Origin of the sequence: Pseudokineococcus lusitanus (genome assembly GCF_003751265.1) — a bacterium.
Classification (GTDB): domain Bacteria; phylum Actinomycetota; class Actinomycetes; order Actinomycetales; family Quadrisphaeraceae; genus Pseudokineococcus; species Pseudokineococcus lusitanus.
Window position 1 is genome coordinate 139,001 of sequence record NZ_RJKN01000002.1, and the last position, 16,262, is coordinate 155,262.

At 76.6% G+C, this 16,262-nt stretch carries 16 protein-coding genes; 12 read left to right on the forward strand and 4 right to left on the reverse strand.

What is annotated here, in order from left to right; genetic code table 11:
- Positions 1-59 precede the first annotated feature (59 nt).
- Positions 60-806, forward strand: coding sequence for a TetR/AcrR family transcriptional regulator (locus EDC03_RS03900; protein WP_123378912.1), 747 nt, complete (start codon positions 60-62; stop codon positions 804-806).
- A 275-nt stretch (positions 807-1,081) separates the two neighbouring features.
- A complete protein-coding gene (locus EDC03_RS03905; RefSeq protein ID WP_148058001.1) occupies positions 1,082-3,808 on the forward strand; it encodes a putative bifunctional diguanylate cyclase/phosphodiesterase in 2,727 nt (908 codons plus the stop codon).
- A gap of 36 nt (positions 3,809-3,844) precedes the next feature.
- Here the strand turns inward: EDC03_RS03905 and EDC03_RS03910 are convergent, their stop codons facing one another.
- Positions 3,845-4,387, reverse strand: coding sequence for a dihydrofolate reductase family protein (locus EDC03_RS03910; protein WP_422393790.1), 543 nt, complete (start codon positions 4,385-4,387; stop codon positions 3,845-3,847).
- Between the two features lie 267 nt (positions 4,388-4,654).
- Between EDC03_RS03910 and EDC03_RS17490 the strand changes: the two genes are divergently transcribed.
- From EDC03_RS17490 to EDC03_RS03935, 6 genes are all read left to right on the forward strand, one after another.
- Positions 4,655-4,825, forward strand: a complete 171-nt coding sequence (locus EDC03_RS17490) for a hypothetical protein (protein WP_158674194.1) — start codon at positions 4,655-4,657, stop codon at positions 4,823-4,825.
- Between the two features lie 100 nt (positions 4,826-4,925).
- A complete protein-coding gene (kdpA, locus tag EDC03_RS03915; protein WP_123378915.1) occupies positions 4,926-6,587 on the forward strand; it encodes a potassium-transporting ATPase subunit KdpA in 1,662 nt (553 codons plus the stop codon).
- Positions 6,584-8,740 (forward strand): potassium-transporting ATPase subunit KdpB, encoded by a 2,157-nt coding sequence (kdpB, locus tag EDC03_RS03920; protein ID WP_123378916.1) that lies wholly within the window; start codon positions 6,584-6,586, stop codon positions 8,738-8,740. Before kdpA ends, kdpB begins: the two co-directional genes overlap by 4 nt.
- A gap of 2 nt (positions 8,741-8,742) precedes the next feature.
- Positions 8,743-9,360 (forward strand): K(+)-transporting ATPase subunit C, encoded by a 618-nt coding sequence (gene kdpC, locus EDC03_RS03925; protein ID WP_123378917.1) that lies wholly within the window; start codon positions 8,743-8,745, stop codon positions 9,358-9,360.
- An 85-nt stretch (positions 9,361-9,445) separates the two neighbouring features.
- Positions 9,446-12,010 carry an ATP-binding protein gene (locus EDC03_RS03930; protein WP_241967021.1) on the forward strand — a complete coding sequence of 855 codons (2,565 nt, stop codon included), beginning with the start codon at positions 9,446-9,448 and terminating at the stop codon, positions 12,008-12,010.
- The gene (locus EDC03_RS03935; protein WP_123378918.1) at positions 12,007-12,681 is read left to right on the forward strand and encodes a response regulator; all 675 of its coding nucleotides are present in this window, start codon (positions 12,007-12,009) and stop codon (positions 12,679-12,681) included. Before EDC03_RS03930 ends, EDC03_RS03935 begins: the two co-directional genes overlap by 4 nt.
- Before the next feature lie 304 nt (positions 12,682-12,985).
- Here EDC03_RS03935 and EDC03_RS17495 read toward each other — a convergent pair whose 3' ends face one another.
- Positions 12,986-13,135: a hypothetical protein gene (locus EDC03_RS17495; RefSeq protein ID WP_158674195.1), complete on the reverse strand. Its 150-nt coding sequence runs from the start codon at positions 13,133-13,135 to the stop codon at positions 12,986-12,988.
- Between the two features lie 53 nt (positions 13,136-13,188).
- Between EDC03_RS17495 and EDC03_RS03940 the strand changes: the two genes are divergently transcribed.
- The gene (locus EDC03_RS03940) at positions 13,189-13,878 is read left to right on the forward strand and encodes a hypothetical protein (protein WP_148058002.1); all 690 of its coding nucleotides are present in this window, start codon (positions 13,189-13,191) and stop codon (positions 13,876-13,878) included.
- Between the two features lie 61 nt (positions 13,879-13,939).
- Here the strand turns inward: EDC03_RS03940 and EDC03_RS03945 are convergent, their stop codons facing one another.
- Together EDC03_RS03945 and EDC03_RS03950 are read right to left on the reverse strand one after the other, a co-directional pair.
- Positions 13,940-14,329 carry a DUF3024 domain-containing protein gene (locus EDC03_RS03945; RefSeq protein ID WP_199719924.1) on the reverse strand — a complete coding sequence of 130 codons (390 nt, stop codon included), beginning with the start codon at positions 14,327-14,329 and terminating at the stop codon, positions 13,940-13,942.
- Positions 14,326-14,598, reverse strand: a complete 273-nt coding sequence (locus EDC03_RS03950) for a hypothetical protein (RefSeq protein ID WP_199719925.1) — start codon at positions 14,596-14,598, stop codon at positions 14,326-14,328. The genes EDC03_RS03945 and EDC03_RS03950 overlap by 4 nt, the downstream gene beginning before the upstream one ends.
- Positions 14,599-14,672: 74 nt before the next feature.
- Between EDC03_RS03950 and EDC03_RS03955 the strand changes: the two genes are divergently transcribed.
- The 3 genes from EDC03_RS03955 (at position 14,673) to EDC03_RS03965 (ending at position 16,160) form a co-directional block, all read left to right on the forward strand.
- On the forward strand, positions 14,673-14,933 hold the full coding sequence (locus EDC03_RS03955) for a hypothetical protein (RefSeq protein WP_123378920.1): 261 nt from the start codon (positions 14,673-14,675) through the stop codon (positions 14,931-14,933).
- A 150-nt stretch (positions 14,934-15,083) separates the two neighbouring features.
- On the forward strand, positions 15,084-15,656 hold the full coding sequence (locus EDC03_RS03960; protein WP_148058003.1) for a TlpA family protein disulfide reductase: 573 nt from the start codon (positions 15,084-15,086) through the stop codon (positions 15,654-15,656).
- Positions 15,657-15,701: 45 nt separating this feature from the next.
- Positions 15,702-16,160: a hypothetical protein gene (locus tag EDC03_RS03965; protein ID WP_123378922.1), complete on the forward strand. Its 459-nt coding sequence runs from the start codon at positions 15,702-15,704 to the stop codon at positions 16,158-16,160.
- Positions 16,161-16,262 lie beyond the last annotated feature (102 nt).

Genomic DNA, 16,262 nt, shown 5'->3' on the forward strand with positions numbered 1-16,262 from the left:
GTACGCCGGAGACGTTAGCACCGATAACGTCGGCGCGGTACCGCCGCTACGCTCGACCGGTGGCAGGCACCCGGACGGACGGCACGGCGGGCCCCGGGGCGGTGCGCCCGGAGGCGCGGTCGGTCGTCCTCGACGCGGCGGCGCGGCTGCTCTCGTCCCGTGGCGTCGACGCCGTCACGACGCGGGCCGTCGCGCAGGAGGCCGGCGTCCAGGCGCCGACCCTCTACCGTCTCTTCGGCGACAAGGACGGGCTGCTCGACGCGCTCGCCGAGAGGGTCATGGCCACCTACGTGGCCGCCACCGCGTCGGCCGCGGCCGACGAGGAGCGCGAGGGGGGCGACCCCGTCGCGGACCTCAGGTCGGCGTGGGACGCCCACGTGGCCTTCGGCCTGGCGCACCCAGACCTCTACGCGCTGCTGACGGCGCGGGCCCTGCCCCGCCCGTCCGCCGCGACCGCGGCCGGCGTCGACGTCCTCCGCCGGCGGCTGCACCGGCTGGCCGTGGCGGGCCGTCTGCGCGTCGACGAGCGCCGCGCGCTCCTCATGGTCCACGCCGCCGGGTCGGGCACCGTCCTCGCCCTGCGGGGCCGACCCGCCGGCACCGGCGACGAGGGTCTGCCCGACGCGATGTTCGCCGCCGTCGCGGCGCAGGTGCTCGACGACGCCCCGGCGGCCGTCGCGGCGCCGGGCGCGCCGGCGGTGGCCTTCGCGACGACGGTGCCGACGCTCCCCGGGCTCACCGAGGCCGAGCGCGGTCTGCTGACGGAGTGGCTGGACCGCTCGGCGAGGGCTGCACCGGAGGGCTGAGCCGGAGGGGCGACCTCCGCGGGGCCCGGCGCAGGCGCCCGGAGCCGCGGGGCGGTGGCGCGGCACCGACCGGCCCGGGGCGCCCGTCCGAGGTGGTCGACGGCACAACGGGTGTCACTGCTCATGCCGGGGAGACCCGGTGCCGATGGTCAGGTGTGGGGCGACGCGGCCGGACGGGGGGCGGGCGTCGCGCCGGCGCCGCTGCGGCCGCCGGCGCGACGTCCCAGGGGCGACCGCTCTGGCAGCACCTGACCGCCCTCGTCGTGCTCCCCCTCGTGGCGACCGCCGTGGTGGCCACCGCGTCGATCGCCGACCGTCTGGACGAGGCGGAGGCGGCCGGGGCCGCGGCGGACCAGGTGCGTCTCATCACCGTCGTCGACGACCTCCGGAGGGCCGTGGACGTCGAGGCCCTCTCCGTCGTGGCGCTCGACCTCGCGGTCGACGGCGAGGCCACCGACGACGCCGTGCGCCGGGTGGCGCTGCACGACCTGGCGGCCGAGAGCTCCGCCGCACGTCGGGCGACCGACCGGGCGGTCGACGCGCTGGCCGCGACCGCGGCCGACCTGTCCGCCGACGGGGCCTCCGCACCGTCGACCAGCGCCGCCACCGTGAGCGCCCGGCTGCTGACCGCCCGGTCGGCCGCCGACCAGAGCACCACCGGGACCGCGACGACGGCGCAGGCCTACCTCTCCCTGTCCGACACGTTGGGGGTGGTCCAGCAGCGCACCGCGGCCCAGGTCGCCGCGGGAGCGCTGAGCGCGCGCAGCACGCAGGCGGTCCAGGACCTCGAGCGCGTCCTGCAGCTGGAGCGGTTGGCCGGCCAGGAGGCCGTGTCGATGCTGGCCGCGAGGACCGCCGACGGGGCCGGCGACCCGGCCACGGGGGCGGTCGCCCCGGGGCCGGACGACGCGCAGGAGAGGTGGCTGGCGACGTGGGGGGCCTACACGCAGCTGGCCGGGCGCTCGGAGTCACTGTCGACCCCGCAGCTGCGCGTGGCCTGGCGGTCCGCCCTGACGGCCGGGCCCGTGCAGCGGCTGGACGCCGACCTCACCCTGGCCGCGGGCGACGGCCGCGCCGGCCCGCAGCGGGCTCCCGAGGCCGACGAGCTGCTCGACCTCGGACGTGCCGTCCGGGCCCGGGACGGGCACCTCGCCGCCCTGGTGGAGCAGGCGTCCTCCGCCGTTGGGGCGGCCGTCACGGCCGACGCCGCCGGTGCGACGTCGAGGGCGTGGTTGACCGCCGCGCTCGGGCTGGCCGCCCTGGCGGTCGGCGGGGCCGGCGCCCTGACGCAGGCGAGGTGGCTCTCCCGGGCGGTGCGACGCCTTGCGGAGGCGGCCCGTCGCATCACGGCCGGAGAGCTCATCGCCGTGCCCGTGCACGGCCCCGGCGAGCTGCGGGACGCCGCCCGCGCCCTGGCCGACGCCGTCTCCGGTCTCGACCACGTGCAGGCCCAGGCTCGCGCCATCGCCCGTGGCGACCTCGAGACCGCGATGGCGGCCGCGCCCCTCCCCGGTCCCCTCGGCGAGGTCGTCCGCGCGTCGCTGGGCCGGATCACCGCGACCATGCACTCGCGCGACGAGCTGCGGTCGAGCCTGGCCCACCAGGCCGTCCACGACGCGCTCACCGGGCTGCCGAACCGTGCGAGAGCGGTCGCCCTCGTGACCGACGCCCTGGGGCGCTCCCGCGCGACGGGCTCGACGACCGGGCTGCTCTTCGTGGACCTGGACGGCTTCAAGAAGGTCAACGACGCCCACGGCCACGCGGCAGGTGACCACGTCCTCCGCGTCGTGGCGCAGCGCCTCGCCGCCGCGGTACGGCCCGGGGACGTCGTCGCCCGTCTCGGCGGCGACGAGTTCGTCGTCCTCGTCGAGGACGTCCGCGCGCCGCAGGACCTGGTGCTCCTGGGCCGCCGCCTCGTCGGCACGGTCAGCGCACCGGTCCTCTCGTGGTCGACGACGCCCGCGGCCGCCGACACCCCGACGACCGCGACGACGCTGCGCGTCGGGGCCAGCGTCGGCGTCGCCCTCGGCCGCGGCGACGGGGCGACCGCCGACGCCTCGGCCACCGACGCCCTGCTGGCCGAGGCCGACACCGCCGTCTACCGCGCCAAGGCCGGTGGCCGCGGCCGGGTCGAGGTCTTCGACGACGCCCTGCGGGCCGAGATGACGTGGCGGAGCACCCTCGAGGCGCAGCTGCGCGCCGGCCTCGCCGCGGACGAGCTGCACCTCGTCTACCAACCGGTGGTCGACCTCCGGACGGGCGCCACCGTGGGCTACGAGGCGCTCGCGCGCTGGGACCGCCCCGGGTCCGGTCCCGTCCCGCCGGACGTCTTCGTCCCCGTCGCCGAGGCGTCCACGCTGGTCTGCGAGCTGGGTCGCTGGGTCCTGCGCACGGCCACGACGCAGCTCGCGGCGTGGCGCTCGCAGGGACTCGCCCCGACCGCGACGGTCGCCGTCAACCTCTCCGGTCGCCACGTCGCCGACCCCGGCGTGGTCGACGACGTGCGTACCGCCCTGGAGCGGTCGGGGCTGGCTCCCGGGGACCTCGTGGTCGAGGTGACCGAGACGGTCCTCGTCGACGACACGGCGGCGACGGCCCACATGGCCCGGCTGCGCGACCTCGGGGTGACGGTCGCCATCGACGACTTCGGCACGGGGTACACCGCCATCGGGCAGCTCGCCCGGACCCCCGCGGACGTGCTGAAGGTCGACCGCGGGTTCGTGGCGTCGGACGACCCGGCCCACCACCGTCTCGTCACCCTCATCACGCACGCGGCCCACGCCTTCGGCATGTCCGTGGTGGTGGAGGGCGTCGAGCACCCGTCCCAGCTCGAGCGCTGCCGGGCCGACGGCGCCGACCGGGCGCAGGGCTACCTCTTCTCGCGGCCCCGGACGGTGAAGGAGCTCTTCCCGTCCGGGGCGCCCGCACCGCGCACGCCCCGCGTCTCCACCGTCCCCCGCCAGCTCCCGGCGGACGACGGGGTGGTGCACGGAGGACGCTGATCCGGGCCGGGACGAGACCCGGCCGCCCCTCCGCCCTCAGCGCCGCGTCGCGTACCGCGTGAGGAGCACACGGCCCGGGAACGGCCGCGTCTCGACGAGGTCGAGGTCCGCCCGGACGCCCGGCGCGGGGAAGAACGGCGTGCCGCCGCCCAGGAGGACCGGGTGGGTGACGAGGACGTACTCGTCGACGAGGCCCGCCCGCACGGCCGCCGCGGCGAGCGTGGCCCCGCCCACGTCGAGGGGGCCGCCGTCCTCCTCCTTGAGACGGGTCATCTCGGCGACGGCGTCCCCGGCGACGAGGCGCGCGTCCCCGTCGAGCGGGGCGGTCGTCGTCGAGAAGACGACCTTCGGCACCGCGCGCCAGCGGCGCGCGTACTCGGCGTGGAGCGGCGTCACGCCGGGCTGCCGGTCGGCGGTCGGCCAGTGGCCGGCCATCGCCTCCCACAGCCGGCGCCCGTAGAGCGTCGTCCCGGTCCCGGCCACGCGGTCGGACCACCACCGGAACAGCTCGTCGTCCACCGACGCCCAGCCGAGGTCGCCGTCGGGCGTGGCGACGTAGCCGTCGAGGCTCACGTTCATGGCGTAGCGCAGCTGCCGCACGGCGTCGGCCTCCTCCCCGCGGGGTCGGTCCCCGCTGGGGGGTGGACCACGGCGGGGCGGCGGGCTCATCGGTGGCCGCCCCGGTGGCCCTGCCCGCGTCCGGGTGCCGTCAGGGCGGGCGGCACCGGCGTCAGGGACGCGTCAGGACGGCCGCCCGCGGCCCGCGGCAGCCCTTGCATGGGTGCAGCCGGCGCCCGTGCGCCGACCGGCGCCCCGCGCCGACGTCCTCGCTCCGGAGGTCCTCCCGTGGCCGACCTGGCCTACGTGCTGCTCACCCTCGCCGCCTTCGCCGCCCTGCTCGGCCTCGTGCGGCTGCTCGACGGCGACGCCCCCGTCACCGACCCCGCGCCCGCCGCGGACGGCGCCGCGGACGTCGCGACGCCGGCCGACCGCCCGACGGCCGGGGCCTCCCGGTGAGCGCCGAGCACGTCGTCGCCCTCGTGCTGGCCGCCGGCCTGGCCGGGGTCCTCCTGCACGGGCTCCTGGAGCCCCTGCGGCGGCGCGACGGCGACCGCCGGTGAGCGTCCTCGCGGCCCTCGCCACGGTCGCCCTCCTCGTCGCCGCCCTCCTCCTCGTCCAGCGTCCGCTGGGCGCGCACATCGCCCGCACGCTGACGAGCGGGCGTCACCTGCTCCCCGAGCGCGTGGTCTACCGCGTGGCCGGCGTCGACCCCGACGCCGACATGCGGTGGGCCGTCTACGCCCGGTCGGTCCTCGTCTTCTCCGCCGTCGGCGTCCTGCTCCTCTACGGGCTCCAGCGCCTCCAGCCGGTGCTGCCGCTCGCGCTGGGCCTGCCCGGTGTCGAGCCGGCGACGGCGTGGAACACCGCGGTCTCCTTCGTCACCAACACCAACTGGCAGTCGTACTCGGGCGAGGCCGTCATGGGCCACCTCGTCCAGGCCGCCGGGCTCGCGGTGCAGAACTTCGTCTCCGCCGCCGTCGGTCTCTGCGTCGCCGTCGCGCTCGTGCGGGGGTTCACCCGCTCCCGGACCGACCGGCTCGGCAGCTTCTGGGCCGACCTCGTCCGGGTCTGCGTCCGCGTCCTCCTGCCGCTGTCCCTCGTCGCCGCGGTCGTCATGCTCCTCGGCGGCGTGGTGCAGAACCTCGCGGCCCCCACCGCCGTCCCGACCCTCACGGGCGGCGAGCAGGTGCTCGTCGGCGGTCCGGTCGCCTCGCAGGAGGCCATCAAGGAGCTCGGCACCAACGGCGGCGGCTTCTACAACGCCAACTCGGCGCACCCCTTCGAGGGGCCGACCGCCTGGGTCAGCCTCTTCCAGGTCTTCCTCCTGCTGGTCGTCCCCTTCTCGATGCCCGCCGCCCTGGGCAGGCTCGTCGGCGACCGCCGGCAGGGCCGGCTCGTGCTGGCCGTCATGGGCGGTCTGTGGCTCGCCACGGTCGCGCTCGTCACCTGGGCGGAGGCCGTCGGGGCGGGGGCCGCGCCCCAGGCCGCCGGTGCCGCCCTCGAGGGCAAGGAGGTCCGCTTCGGCACCGCCCTGTCCGCCCTCTTCGCGGCCTCGACCACCGGCACCTCGACGGGCGCCGTCAACGCCTTCCACGACAGCTTCACCGCCCCCGGCGGCGGCGTCGTGCTCCTGAACATGCTGCTCGGCGAGGTCTCCCCGGGCGGCGTCGGCTCGGGCCTCTACGGCCTGCTCGTCGCCGCCGTCGTCGCCGTCTTCGTCGCCGGCCTCATGGTCGGGCGCACGCCCGAGCTGCTCGGCAAGAAGATCGGCCCGCCGCAGGTCGTCCTCGTCGCGCTCTACGTCCTCACGATGCCCGCCCTCGTGCTCGTCGGGGCGGCGCTGACCGCGGGCGTCCCCGCGCTGACGGACGCCTCCGTGCAGGACGCCGGGCCGCACGGCCTCTCGGAGGTCCTCTACGCCTACGCCTCCGCGGCCAACAACAACGGCTCCGCCTTCGCCGGCTTCGGCGCGGCGACGACGTACCAGAACACCGCGCTCGGCCTCGTCATGCTCGTCGGCCGCTTCGTGCCGCTCGTGCTCGTGCTGGCGCTGGCCGGCTCCCTCGCCCGCCAGCAGGTCGTCCCGCGCACCGCGGGGACGCTGCCGACCACCACGCCCGTCTTCGGCGGCCTCCTCGCCGTCGTCGTCCTCCTCGTCGCCGGGCTCACCTTCGTCCCGGCCCTCGCCCTGGCACCCCTCGCGGAGACCTTCTCGTGACCGCTCCCACCTCCTCCCCGACCGCCCCCGCCCCGGGCGGTGTGGCCCCGGTGCCCGGCGCCGCGCCGCACCGCGTCGCCGCCGGCGCCTTCAGCCCGCGGCAGCTCGTGGCCTCCCTGCCCGACGCCGCGCGCAAGCTCTCCCCCCGCCACCAGCTGCGCTCCCCCGTGATGCTCGTCGTCTGGGTCGGGGCCGCCGCCACGACGGTGCTGGCGCTGCTCGACCCCTCCGTCTTCGCGGTTCTCGTCGCGGTCTGGCTCTGGGCCACCGTGCTGTTCGCCAACCTCGCCGAGTCCGTGGCCGAGGGACGCGGTCGGGCGCAGGCCGACTCGCTGCGCCGCGCCCGCGAGGGGACGACGGCCCGCCGGCTGCTCCCCGACGGCACCGAGGAGCAGGTGCCCGCCACCGAGCTCGCCAGGGGCGACCTCGTCGTCGTCGAGGGCGGCCAGGTCGTCCCCGGCGACGGCGACGTCGTGGAGGGCGTCGCGAGCGTCGACGAGTCCGCCGTCACGGGCGAGTCCGCCCCGGTCATCCGCGAGTCCGGCGGCGACCGCTCGTCGGTGACCGGCGGCACGACCGTCCTGTCGGACCGGCTCGTGGTGCGCATCACCGCCGAGCCGGGGGCGAGCTTCCTCGACCGGATGATCGCGCTCGTCGAGGGCTCCGCCCGGGCCAAGACGCCCAACGAGGTGGCGCTCGACCTGCTGCTCGCCTCGCTGACGCTCGTCTTCCTCCTCGCGGTCGTGACGCTGCAGCCCTTCTCCGTCTACTCGGGGCAGGCCCAGCCGCTCGTCGTCCTCGTGGCGCTCCTCGTCTGCCTCATCCCCACGACGATCGGTGCGCTGCTGTCGGCCATCGGCATCGCCGGGATGGACCGGCTGGTCCAGCGGAACGTCCTGGCGATGTCCGGCCGCGCGGTCGAGGCGGCCGGCGACGTCGACGTCCTCCTCCTCGACAAGACCGGCACCATCACCTACGGCGCCCGGCGGGCCACCGAGCTCGTCCCCGCCCCCGGCGTGACCCCGGCGGAGCTCGCCGAGGCGGCCCGCCTCGCGAGCCTGGCGGACGAGACGCCGGAGGGGCGCTCGGTCGTCACGCTCGTCGAGGACGGCCGCGACGGCGCCGCCGGCCCCCTCGCGGGCACCGACGCCACCGCCGTGGACGTCCCCTTCAGCGCCCGGACCCGGATGAGCGGCGTCGACCTCGGCGGCGGGGAGGCCGGGACCGCCGGCGGCCCGCGGCGGCTGCGGAAGGGCGCGGCCGCCGCGGTCCTCGCGTGGGTCCGCACCGAGGGCCCGGCCGGCCCGGGGGCCGACGCCACCGCCGAGCAGGTCCAGGCCGCCGTCGACGACGTCGCCCGCGCCGGCGGCACGCCGCTCGTCGTCGCCGAGCAGGTGGCCGACGCCCCCGCGCGGCTCCTCGGCGTCGTCCGTCTCGAGGACGTCGTCAAGGAGGGCATGGCCGAGCGCTTCGCCGAGCTGCGGCGCATGGGCATCCGCACCGTCATGGTCACGGGCGACAACCCCGTCACCGCGGCCGCCATCGCCCGGCAGGCCGGCGTCGACGACGTCATCGCCGAGGCCACGCCGGAGGACAAGCTCGCGCGGATCGCCGCCGAGCAGCGCGCCGGGCGTCTCGTGGCGATGACGGGCGACGGCACCAACGACGCGCCGGCGCTCGCCCAGGCGGACGTCGGGGTGGCCATGGGGTCCGGCACGTCCGCCGCCAAGGAGGCGGGCAACATGGTCGACCTCGACTCCGACCCGACGAAGCTCATCGAGGTCGTGGCCATCGGCAAGCAGCTGCTCATCACGCGCGGCGCGCTGACGACCTTCTCGCTCGCCAACGACGTCGCGAAGTACTTCGCCATCCTCCCGGCGATGTTCAGCGGCCTCTTCCCCGGCCTCGACGCCCTCAACGTCATGCGGCTGGCGAGCCCGGAGTCGGCGGTCCTGTCCGCCGTCGTCTTCAACGCCGTCGTCATCCTCGTGCTCGTGCCGCTCGCGCTGCGCGGCGTCCGCTACCGGCCGTCGGACGCCAGCGCGCTGCTGAGGCGCAACCTCCTGCTCTTCGGGGTCGGCGGTGTCGTCGTGCCCTTCGTCGGCATCAAGGCCGTCGACCTCCTCGTCTCGCTCCTCCCCGGGATCGGCTGACCATGCCCGCTCGCACCGCCCTCTCCGTCCGCCCGCTGCGCCTGGCCGTCGCCTCGCTGCGGCTGCTGCTCGCCCTCACCGTCCTGCTCGGGGTGCTCTACCCCGCGTCGGTCCTCCTCGTCGGCCGGCTCGTGCCCGACCGCGCCGACGGGTCCCCCGTCCGGGTCGACGGGCAGGTCGTCGGCTCGGCCCTGCTCGGCCAGGCCGTGCCCGAGGGGCCGGAGGGCGACGCCTTCCTCCACCCGCGGCCGTCCGCGGCCGGCGACGGCTACGACCCGCTCGCCTCGGGGGCGTCCAACCTCGGGCCGAGCAGCCCGGAGCTCGTCGCGCTCGTCGAGGAGCGACGCGACGTCGTCGCCGAGCGCGAGGGCGTCGACCCGGCCCTCGTGCCGGCGGACGCCGTCACCGCCTCGGGCTCGGGCCTCGACCCGCACGTAAGCCCGGCCTACGCCGAGCTGCAGGTCCCGCGCCTGGCCCGCGAGCGCGGGCTCACGGAGGACGAGGTCCGCGCCGTCGTGGCCGACGCCACGACGGGTGCGTGGCTGGGCGTCGTCGGCGAGCCCGCCGTCTCGGTGCTCGCCGTGAACCTCGCGCTCGAGGAGCGGGCCCCCGTCCGGTGACACCGCGGGACGTCCGGGACCGCGCCGGCGGACGCGGTCCCGGACACGGCGGCAGGATGGTGGCCGTGGACGACGGAGCGACGCCGTGAGGGGCACCCTGCGGGTCTACCTCGGGGCGGCCCCGGGGGTCGGCAAGACCTACCGGATGCTCGACGAGGGCCGCCGGCGCCGCGAGCGCGGCGCGGACGTGGTGGTCGCCCTCGTCGAGACCCACGGCCGCGCCCGCACCGCCGAGATGGTCGGCGACCTCGAGGTCGTGCCCCGGCTCGTCGTCGACCACCGCGGGACGCGGCTGGAGGAGATGGACCTCGACGCGGTGCTGGCCCGCTCCCCCGAGGTCGCCCTCGTCGACGAGCTCGCGCACACCAACGCCCCCGGCTCCCGGCACGGCAAGCGCTGGGAGGACGTCGAGGAGCTCCTCGTGGCGGGGATCGACGTCGTCACCACCGTCAACGTCCAGCACCTCGAGTCGCTGCGCGACGTCGTCGCCGGCATCACCGGTGTGCGGCAGGCGGAGACGGTGCCCGACCACGTCGTCCGCGCCGCCGAGCAGGTCGAGCTCGTCGACATGAGCCCCCAGGCGCTGCGCCGTCGGATGGCGCACGGCGACGTCTACGCCGCCGCGAAGGTCGACGCGGCGCTCAGCCAGTACTTCCGCGTCGGCAACCTCACCGCCCTGCGCGAGCTGGCGCTGCTGTGGGTGGCCGACCGGGTGGACGCCGCCCTCGTCCGGTACCGCGCGGACCAGGGCATCACGACGCCGTGGGCCGCCCGCGAGCGGGTCGTCGTCGCGCTGACCGGCGGCCCCGAGGGCGAGGCGCTCGTCCGCCGCGGGGCCCGCGTGGCCGGGCGCGGCCAGGGCGGCGAGCTCGTCGCCCTCCACGTCGCCGCGCAGGACGGGCTGCGCGGCACGGCCCCCGACGCCCTGGCCGGCCAGCGCCGTCTCGTCGAGGAGCTCGGCGGCACCTGGCACGCCGTCGTCGGCGACGACGTCGCCGCCGCCGTCCTCGACTTCGCCCGCGGCGTCAACGCCACGCAGGTCGTCGTCGGCGCCAGCCGCCGCAGCCGCCTGGCCGCGGCCCTGTCCCCCGGCGTCGGGGCGACGGTGGTGCGCGACAGCGGCGACATCGACGTCCAGATCGTCACGCACGGCGAGGCGGGGAAGGCCCTGGCCGCCCCGGCCCGCCGGGCGCTGCTCGGGCGCCGGCGGCGCGTCGCCGGCTGGCTCCTCGGCAGCCTGGGTCCCGTGGCCCTCTCGGCGGTGCTGGTCCGGGCCGGGGCCGGGGACGCCGACCTCGCCGTCGACCTCCTGCTCTACCTCGCGCTCACCGTGGGCGTCGCCATCGTCGGCGGCATGGGCCCCGCGGTCCTCGCCGCGGTCCTCGGCGGCGTCCTGGCCAACGTCCTGCTCACCCCGCCGCTGTGGACGCTCACGGTGGCGCGGGCCCAGGACGCCGTCGCGCTCGTCGTCCTCGTGGCCGTCGCGCTGGCCGTCTCCGCGGTCGTGGACCTCGCCGCCCGCCGCAGCACGCAGGCGGCGCGGGCCCGGGCGGAGTCGGACGTCCTGTCGGACCTCGCCCGCTCGGTGCTCCACGGCGACGACGCCCTGCCGGTGCTGCTCGGCCGGCTGCGTGAGCTCTTCGGCCAGCGCGCCGTCGCCCTGCTCGACGCCGCTCCCGAGGGCGCACCGCGGCCGGTGCTCGCCGCCGCCGGCGACCCGGCGACGTGCACGGCCGGCGCGGCGACGACGACGGTCCCCGTGGAGGACGGGCTCCTGCTGACACTCGACGGGCCGCCGCTGGGGGCCTCGGACCTGCGCGTGCTGACGGCCGTGGCGGCGCAGGTGGGCACCGTCGTCGAGCGGGACCGGCTCCGCGTGACCGCCCGCTCGAGCCGGCGGGAGCGCGAGCTGACCCGCGTCCGCACGGCCCTGCTGGCCGCCGTGTCCCACGACCTGCGGACGCCGCTGGCCGGGGTCAAGGCCGGGGTCAGCGCCCTGCGCCTCGAGGGGGTCGAGCTCGACGCCGCCGACCGGGCCGAGCTGCTGGCCGACGTCGAGGCCTCCGCGGACCGGCTGCAGGCGCTCGTCGACGACCTCCTCGACATGAGCCGTCTCGACGCCGGCGTCCTCGTCCTGCGGCGGCGGCCCGTGGCCCTGGACGAGGTGGTGCCCCGCGCGGTCGCGGGCCTGCCCGACGAGGGTGCCCGCCGCGTGCGCCTCGACGTCCCGGAGGAGCTGCCCCTCGTGCCGGCCGACGCCGGCCTGCTCGTGCGCTGCCTCGGCAACGTGCTGGAGAACGCCGTCCGCCACTCCCCGCCGAGCGAGCCCGTGGTCGTGGCCGCCGGCCAGGTGGGGCGCGAGCTCCACGTGCACGTCGTCGACCGCGGCCCCGGCGTCCCCGAGGACCGGCTCGAGCAGATCTTCACGGCCTTCGAGCGCCTGCGGGCCGACGAGCGGACCGACGCCCGCTCGAGCGGCGGGTCCGGCCTCGGGCTCGCCGTGGCCCGCGGCTTCGCCGAGGCGCACGGCGGCTCCCTCGACGCCGAGGCGACGCCGGGCGGAGGGCTCACGCTCGTCCTGCGGCTGCCCCTCGACGCGCCGCCCGAGGACACCGGCTCGACCCCCGCGGCCGCCGGGGCGGCCCGGTGACGCGCGCCGTGGTCGTCGAGGACGACCGGGCGCTGGCGAGGGCCCTGGCCATCACCCTGCGCGCCGCCGGCTACGAGGTGACGACGGCGGGGACGGGGGCCGCGGGCCTGGAGGCCGTCGCGCAGGCGCACCCCGACGTCGTCGTCCTCGACCTCGGCCTGCCGGACATGGACGGCCTCGACGTCCTCGCGGCCCTGCGCGGCTGGTCGCAGGTGCCCGTCCTCGTGCTCACCGCCCGCTCGACCGGCGACGACGCCGTGGAGGCGCTCGACGCCGGGGCCGACGACGTCGTCACCAAGCCCTTCGGGATGGACGTCCTCCTGGCCCGGCTGCGCGCCGCCGTCCGCCGCGGTCCGGCCGAGGCCGCCGCCCCCGTCGTCACGACGGCGTCCTTCACCGTGGACCTGCACCGGAGGCTGGTCGTCCGCGACGGCGAGCCGGTCCGCCTGACGCCGACGGAGTGGCACCTGCTCGAGGTGCTCGCCCGCGCGCCGGGACGTGTGGTGCCGCAGCAGCTCCTGCTCGGCGAGCTCCGCGGGCCCCACCTCGCGGGCGACGGCCACTACCTGCGGGTCTACGTCGCGCAGCTGCGCCGCAAGCTCGAGCCGGACCCCGCGCGGCCGCGGCACCTGCTCACCGAGCCGGGGGTCGGGTACCGCCTGGAGCCCTGAGGAGGGACCCGAGGGGTCCGGCCACTCGCCGCGCCGTCACGGCGATGTGGGCCGTCGCCCGATCGCGGCCGACCGGTCAGGGCGACACCGGAGGGCCACGTACGGCCGAGGAGAACCACGAGGCCCCAGCCCCGCAGTCGCCGGCCGGACTTGTGGCCCCCTGCACGGTGTCGACGGTGACCCACACCCCGAAGGCGACCATCGGCCGGATCACCCGGTCCGGGCCCACTCCCCTCGTCGACCCAGCGCCGCGCGATCACCCCGGATGCCCATGGCGCGGAGGAACCACCGAGCTACCGCCCTGTCACCCGGAGGTCACGACGCCCCGGACGAGCACGGTGGACGGGTGCCGCGCACCACCGCCCAGCAGCGCCGGGCCAGCGGCCACCGCCGACCCGACGACCAGCAGCCGGCACCACGAGGGCACCCCCGCCGGCACCGGATCGTCAGCCACCCCCACACGACTCCCCCGCACCCCGCCAGGGGCCGGTCACGGAGACTGAGCGGGTGAGCACCCCCACGGGTCCGGGACGCCGGGCCGTCCTCGAGCTCGTCGAGGTCCCACGCCTGCCTCCGGGCCCCGGCATGGGTGCGCGCGCCCGTGACGAGCCCTGGGCCACCGGACCGCGTCTTCAGCTCGAGTTCGTCGTCGACGGCGTCGCGCTGTCCGAGCGGCTGGCCGCCACCCCGGCGCGCGACCCCGACACCTCCTGGGTCGAAGACCCTCTCAATATGCCCAGCGTGGCCGACCTCGCCCGCCCCTCGTCGGCCGCTGCGGACCTGCGACGTCTGGCCGGGGTCGAGCCCCGCGACGACGACTTCTGGCCACTGGGACCAGGACGGCTACCGCTGTACGTGTGCCCGGAGTGTGGCGACCTCGGCTGCGGAGCCATCACCGTCCACGTCGACCACACCCGCCCGGGGCAGGTCACCTGGTCCGCCCTGCGCCACGAGAAGGGCTACGAACCCGCCGACGACCTCGACCTGTCCGCCGCCGGCACCTTCACCTTCGACGCCGACGCCTACCGGCAGGTCCTCCTCGAGCCCGTCGCCCGCCTCGACGACTTGGCCGCCGACGAACGCGCCGCCAAGGCCCGCCACCGACGACAGGTCCCGCGACGACACACGCGGCGATGGTTCACCCGACTTCTCGGCGGGGAGAGAAGTAGTCGCGGACACGACGCGCGCTTCCTCTGAAAAGCCGCTATGTCCTAATGTCAGTTATCGGCGCTTACCGGCCAGGGCCCGAGGGGGCCGGTCAACCCCAGAAAATGCTGGTGGGGTCGCGGTCGACCTCGGCCAGCAGGGCTTCGACGTCGCGGGAGGGCGCGAAGGCGAACCGGTCGTCGTAGGCGTGGAAGCGCAGGTGGCGGTCGCGCCAGTACAGCGACCACTCGCCGCGGGTCTTGGTGTACCGCAGCCGGGCGATCGGGAAGCTGGTCCACTCCGGCCCGAACTGCTCCTCGTCGTAGGGCGCGCGGCGCTCGACGATGGTCAGGTGCCGCGGGGCGACCTCGCACTCCACCCGCACCTGGTGCAGCGCCTGCTCGGGCACCCGGGCGGCGCACCAGCGCTCGACCCGGGCGACGTCCAGCTCGGGCAGCGTGGACGCCTGTGTCCCGCCGGCCGACGAGGCGGCGGCATTCACGCCGGCCCCGGGGCGACGGCGCCGAAGCGCTGCTGGGCGGCCTGCTTGCTGATCCCCAGCGCCGACCCGATACCGGCCCAGGAGCTGCCCTGCTCGCGGGCCGTCGCCACCGCCTGGCGCTCGAGGACGTCCAGGCCCGCGCGGGCGGCCGCGACGGCCTCGAGCGCGAGCTGGCCCTGCCCGGCCTCCAGCCGCGGCACGATCACCGCGTACGCCTGCGCGCCGATGCTCGCCGCGCTCGACCTCGCCAGCGCCTCCACGTCCGCCATACCGTCAAGACTTATTGACGGTGGGGCGGGAGTCAAGCCCCCGGCGACCGACGTCGCCCGCGAGACTGGGCCGCGTGCCTCTTCCCGATGCCCAGCGAACCCGCGCCGCGGGGTCCTTGGAGCTGGCCGAGACCATCAGCCGCGAGTGGGACATCGTCATGACCCGCGGCGGGCGCTGGGCCCGGGTCAGCACCGCCATCACCGATCCGGGCGAGGTGGCTCGCCAGCTCGACTGGTACCGGCTGGGCAACCGCTCCGTCACCTTCCATGTGATCGAGCGCACCGCGACACTGGGCGAGCAGCTTGTCGACGAGGACGCCGTCGCCAACCCTTGAAGCTCGCCGCTGGAGGGCGACGCTCCTCCCCCACACCGTCCCGCTGACGATCGTCATCCGGTCAGCGACCCGCTGACGATCGGCATCCGGCACGCTCCGCGAGCCCACCGTGAGCGAGACGCTAATGACCGGGTAGGAGACCCTGTGCGGGTGACTTCTCAGCGCCGTCGAGCGGCCGGTACCGCCGCCGCGATCGTGCTGCTCTCCGGGTGCGCCACCTCGATGACCGGCTTCACCGCCGAGGAGGGTGGCTACGCCGCGGGTGACGACTCCGTCGTCCTGCTCCCGGAGATCGAGCGCACCGAGCCCGTCGAACTGTCTGGCACAACGCTGCAGGGCCAGCTGGTCGACATCACCGATTGGCGCGGCGCCCCGGTCGTCCTCAACAGCTGGTGGGCCGGCTGCGGCCCGTGCCGCGAGGAGGCCCCGGCGCTGGCCGCGGTCGCCGAGCGGACCAGCGACGACGGCGTCCGTTTCCTCGACATCAACATCCGCGACGGCGCCGCCCAGGGCCTCGCGTTCGAGGAGCAATTCGGCATCGGCTACCCCTCGCTCGAGGCCAGCGACGGTGCAGCGTTGCTGCCGCTGCGCGGCGTCCTGTCGCCGACCGCGACCCCCACCACCCTCGTCCTAGACGCCGAGGGCCGCGTCGCCGGCCGCATCTCCGGGCCCACCGACGAGTCCACTCTCCGCGGCCTGGTCGACCAGATCACCGGCACCTGACCAACTTCCCCGTCCACGCCGCGCCCGGTGTGCTGCGATGCCCCGGTGGCCTCGCGCCGACGTGCCGCGACCACCTCACCCCTCGGGGTCCGCGGCAGTGCTGACCGCGGCATCACGACCACGGCCCGCCTGCTGCTCGTCGGCCTCAGCGCCGGAGCGGTCGTCGGGCTGCTCGCAGGCCTGATCCTCAACACCCCCGCGGACTGGCGCGGCGAGTACTCCTCCAAGCTGCCCTTCTTCGGGCTCTACCTCGGGCTGCCGGCCGGCGAGCTCACCCAGGTCGTCACCGCGCTGCTCGTCCACCACGGGCGCCGACGCCTTCCCGACCGCCTACTGGTCGCCGCCGCCCCCTGCCTGGCCGCCGGCACCTGCACCGCACTGGTGGCCAGCGGCGCAGAGACCACTGCCCTGCACACCCTGGTCGCCGTGACGACAGCCGGCAGCCCCGCCGCCCTCATCGCGCTGACGACGCGAGCCTGGTGCCTACGCCCCACCGGTAGCTGACCGGACGACAGACAACGCAACCAGAATTCGCCCCACAACGGGTGTCCGTTGCTCCACTGCTCCTCAACGCCAACGTGTCGTGGTGGGCGGGCGTCCCCCAGC

Excerpts from the sequence above, each read along its gene's own strand:
- EDC03_RS03910 (WP_422393790.1), bottom strand. The coding sequence starts at position 4,387 with ATGAACGTGAGCCTCGACGGCTACGTCGCCACGCCCGACGGCGACCTC.
- kdpC (WP_123378917.1), top strand. The coding sequence starts at position 8,743 with ATGCCCGCTCGCACCGCCCTCTCCGTCCGCCCGCTGCGCCTGGCCGTC.
- EDC03_RS03950 (WP_199719925.1), bottom strand. The coding sequence starts at position 14,598 with ATGGCGGACGTGGAGGCGCTGGCGAGGTCGAGCGCGGCGAGCATCGGC.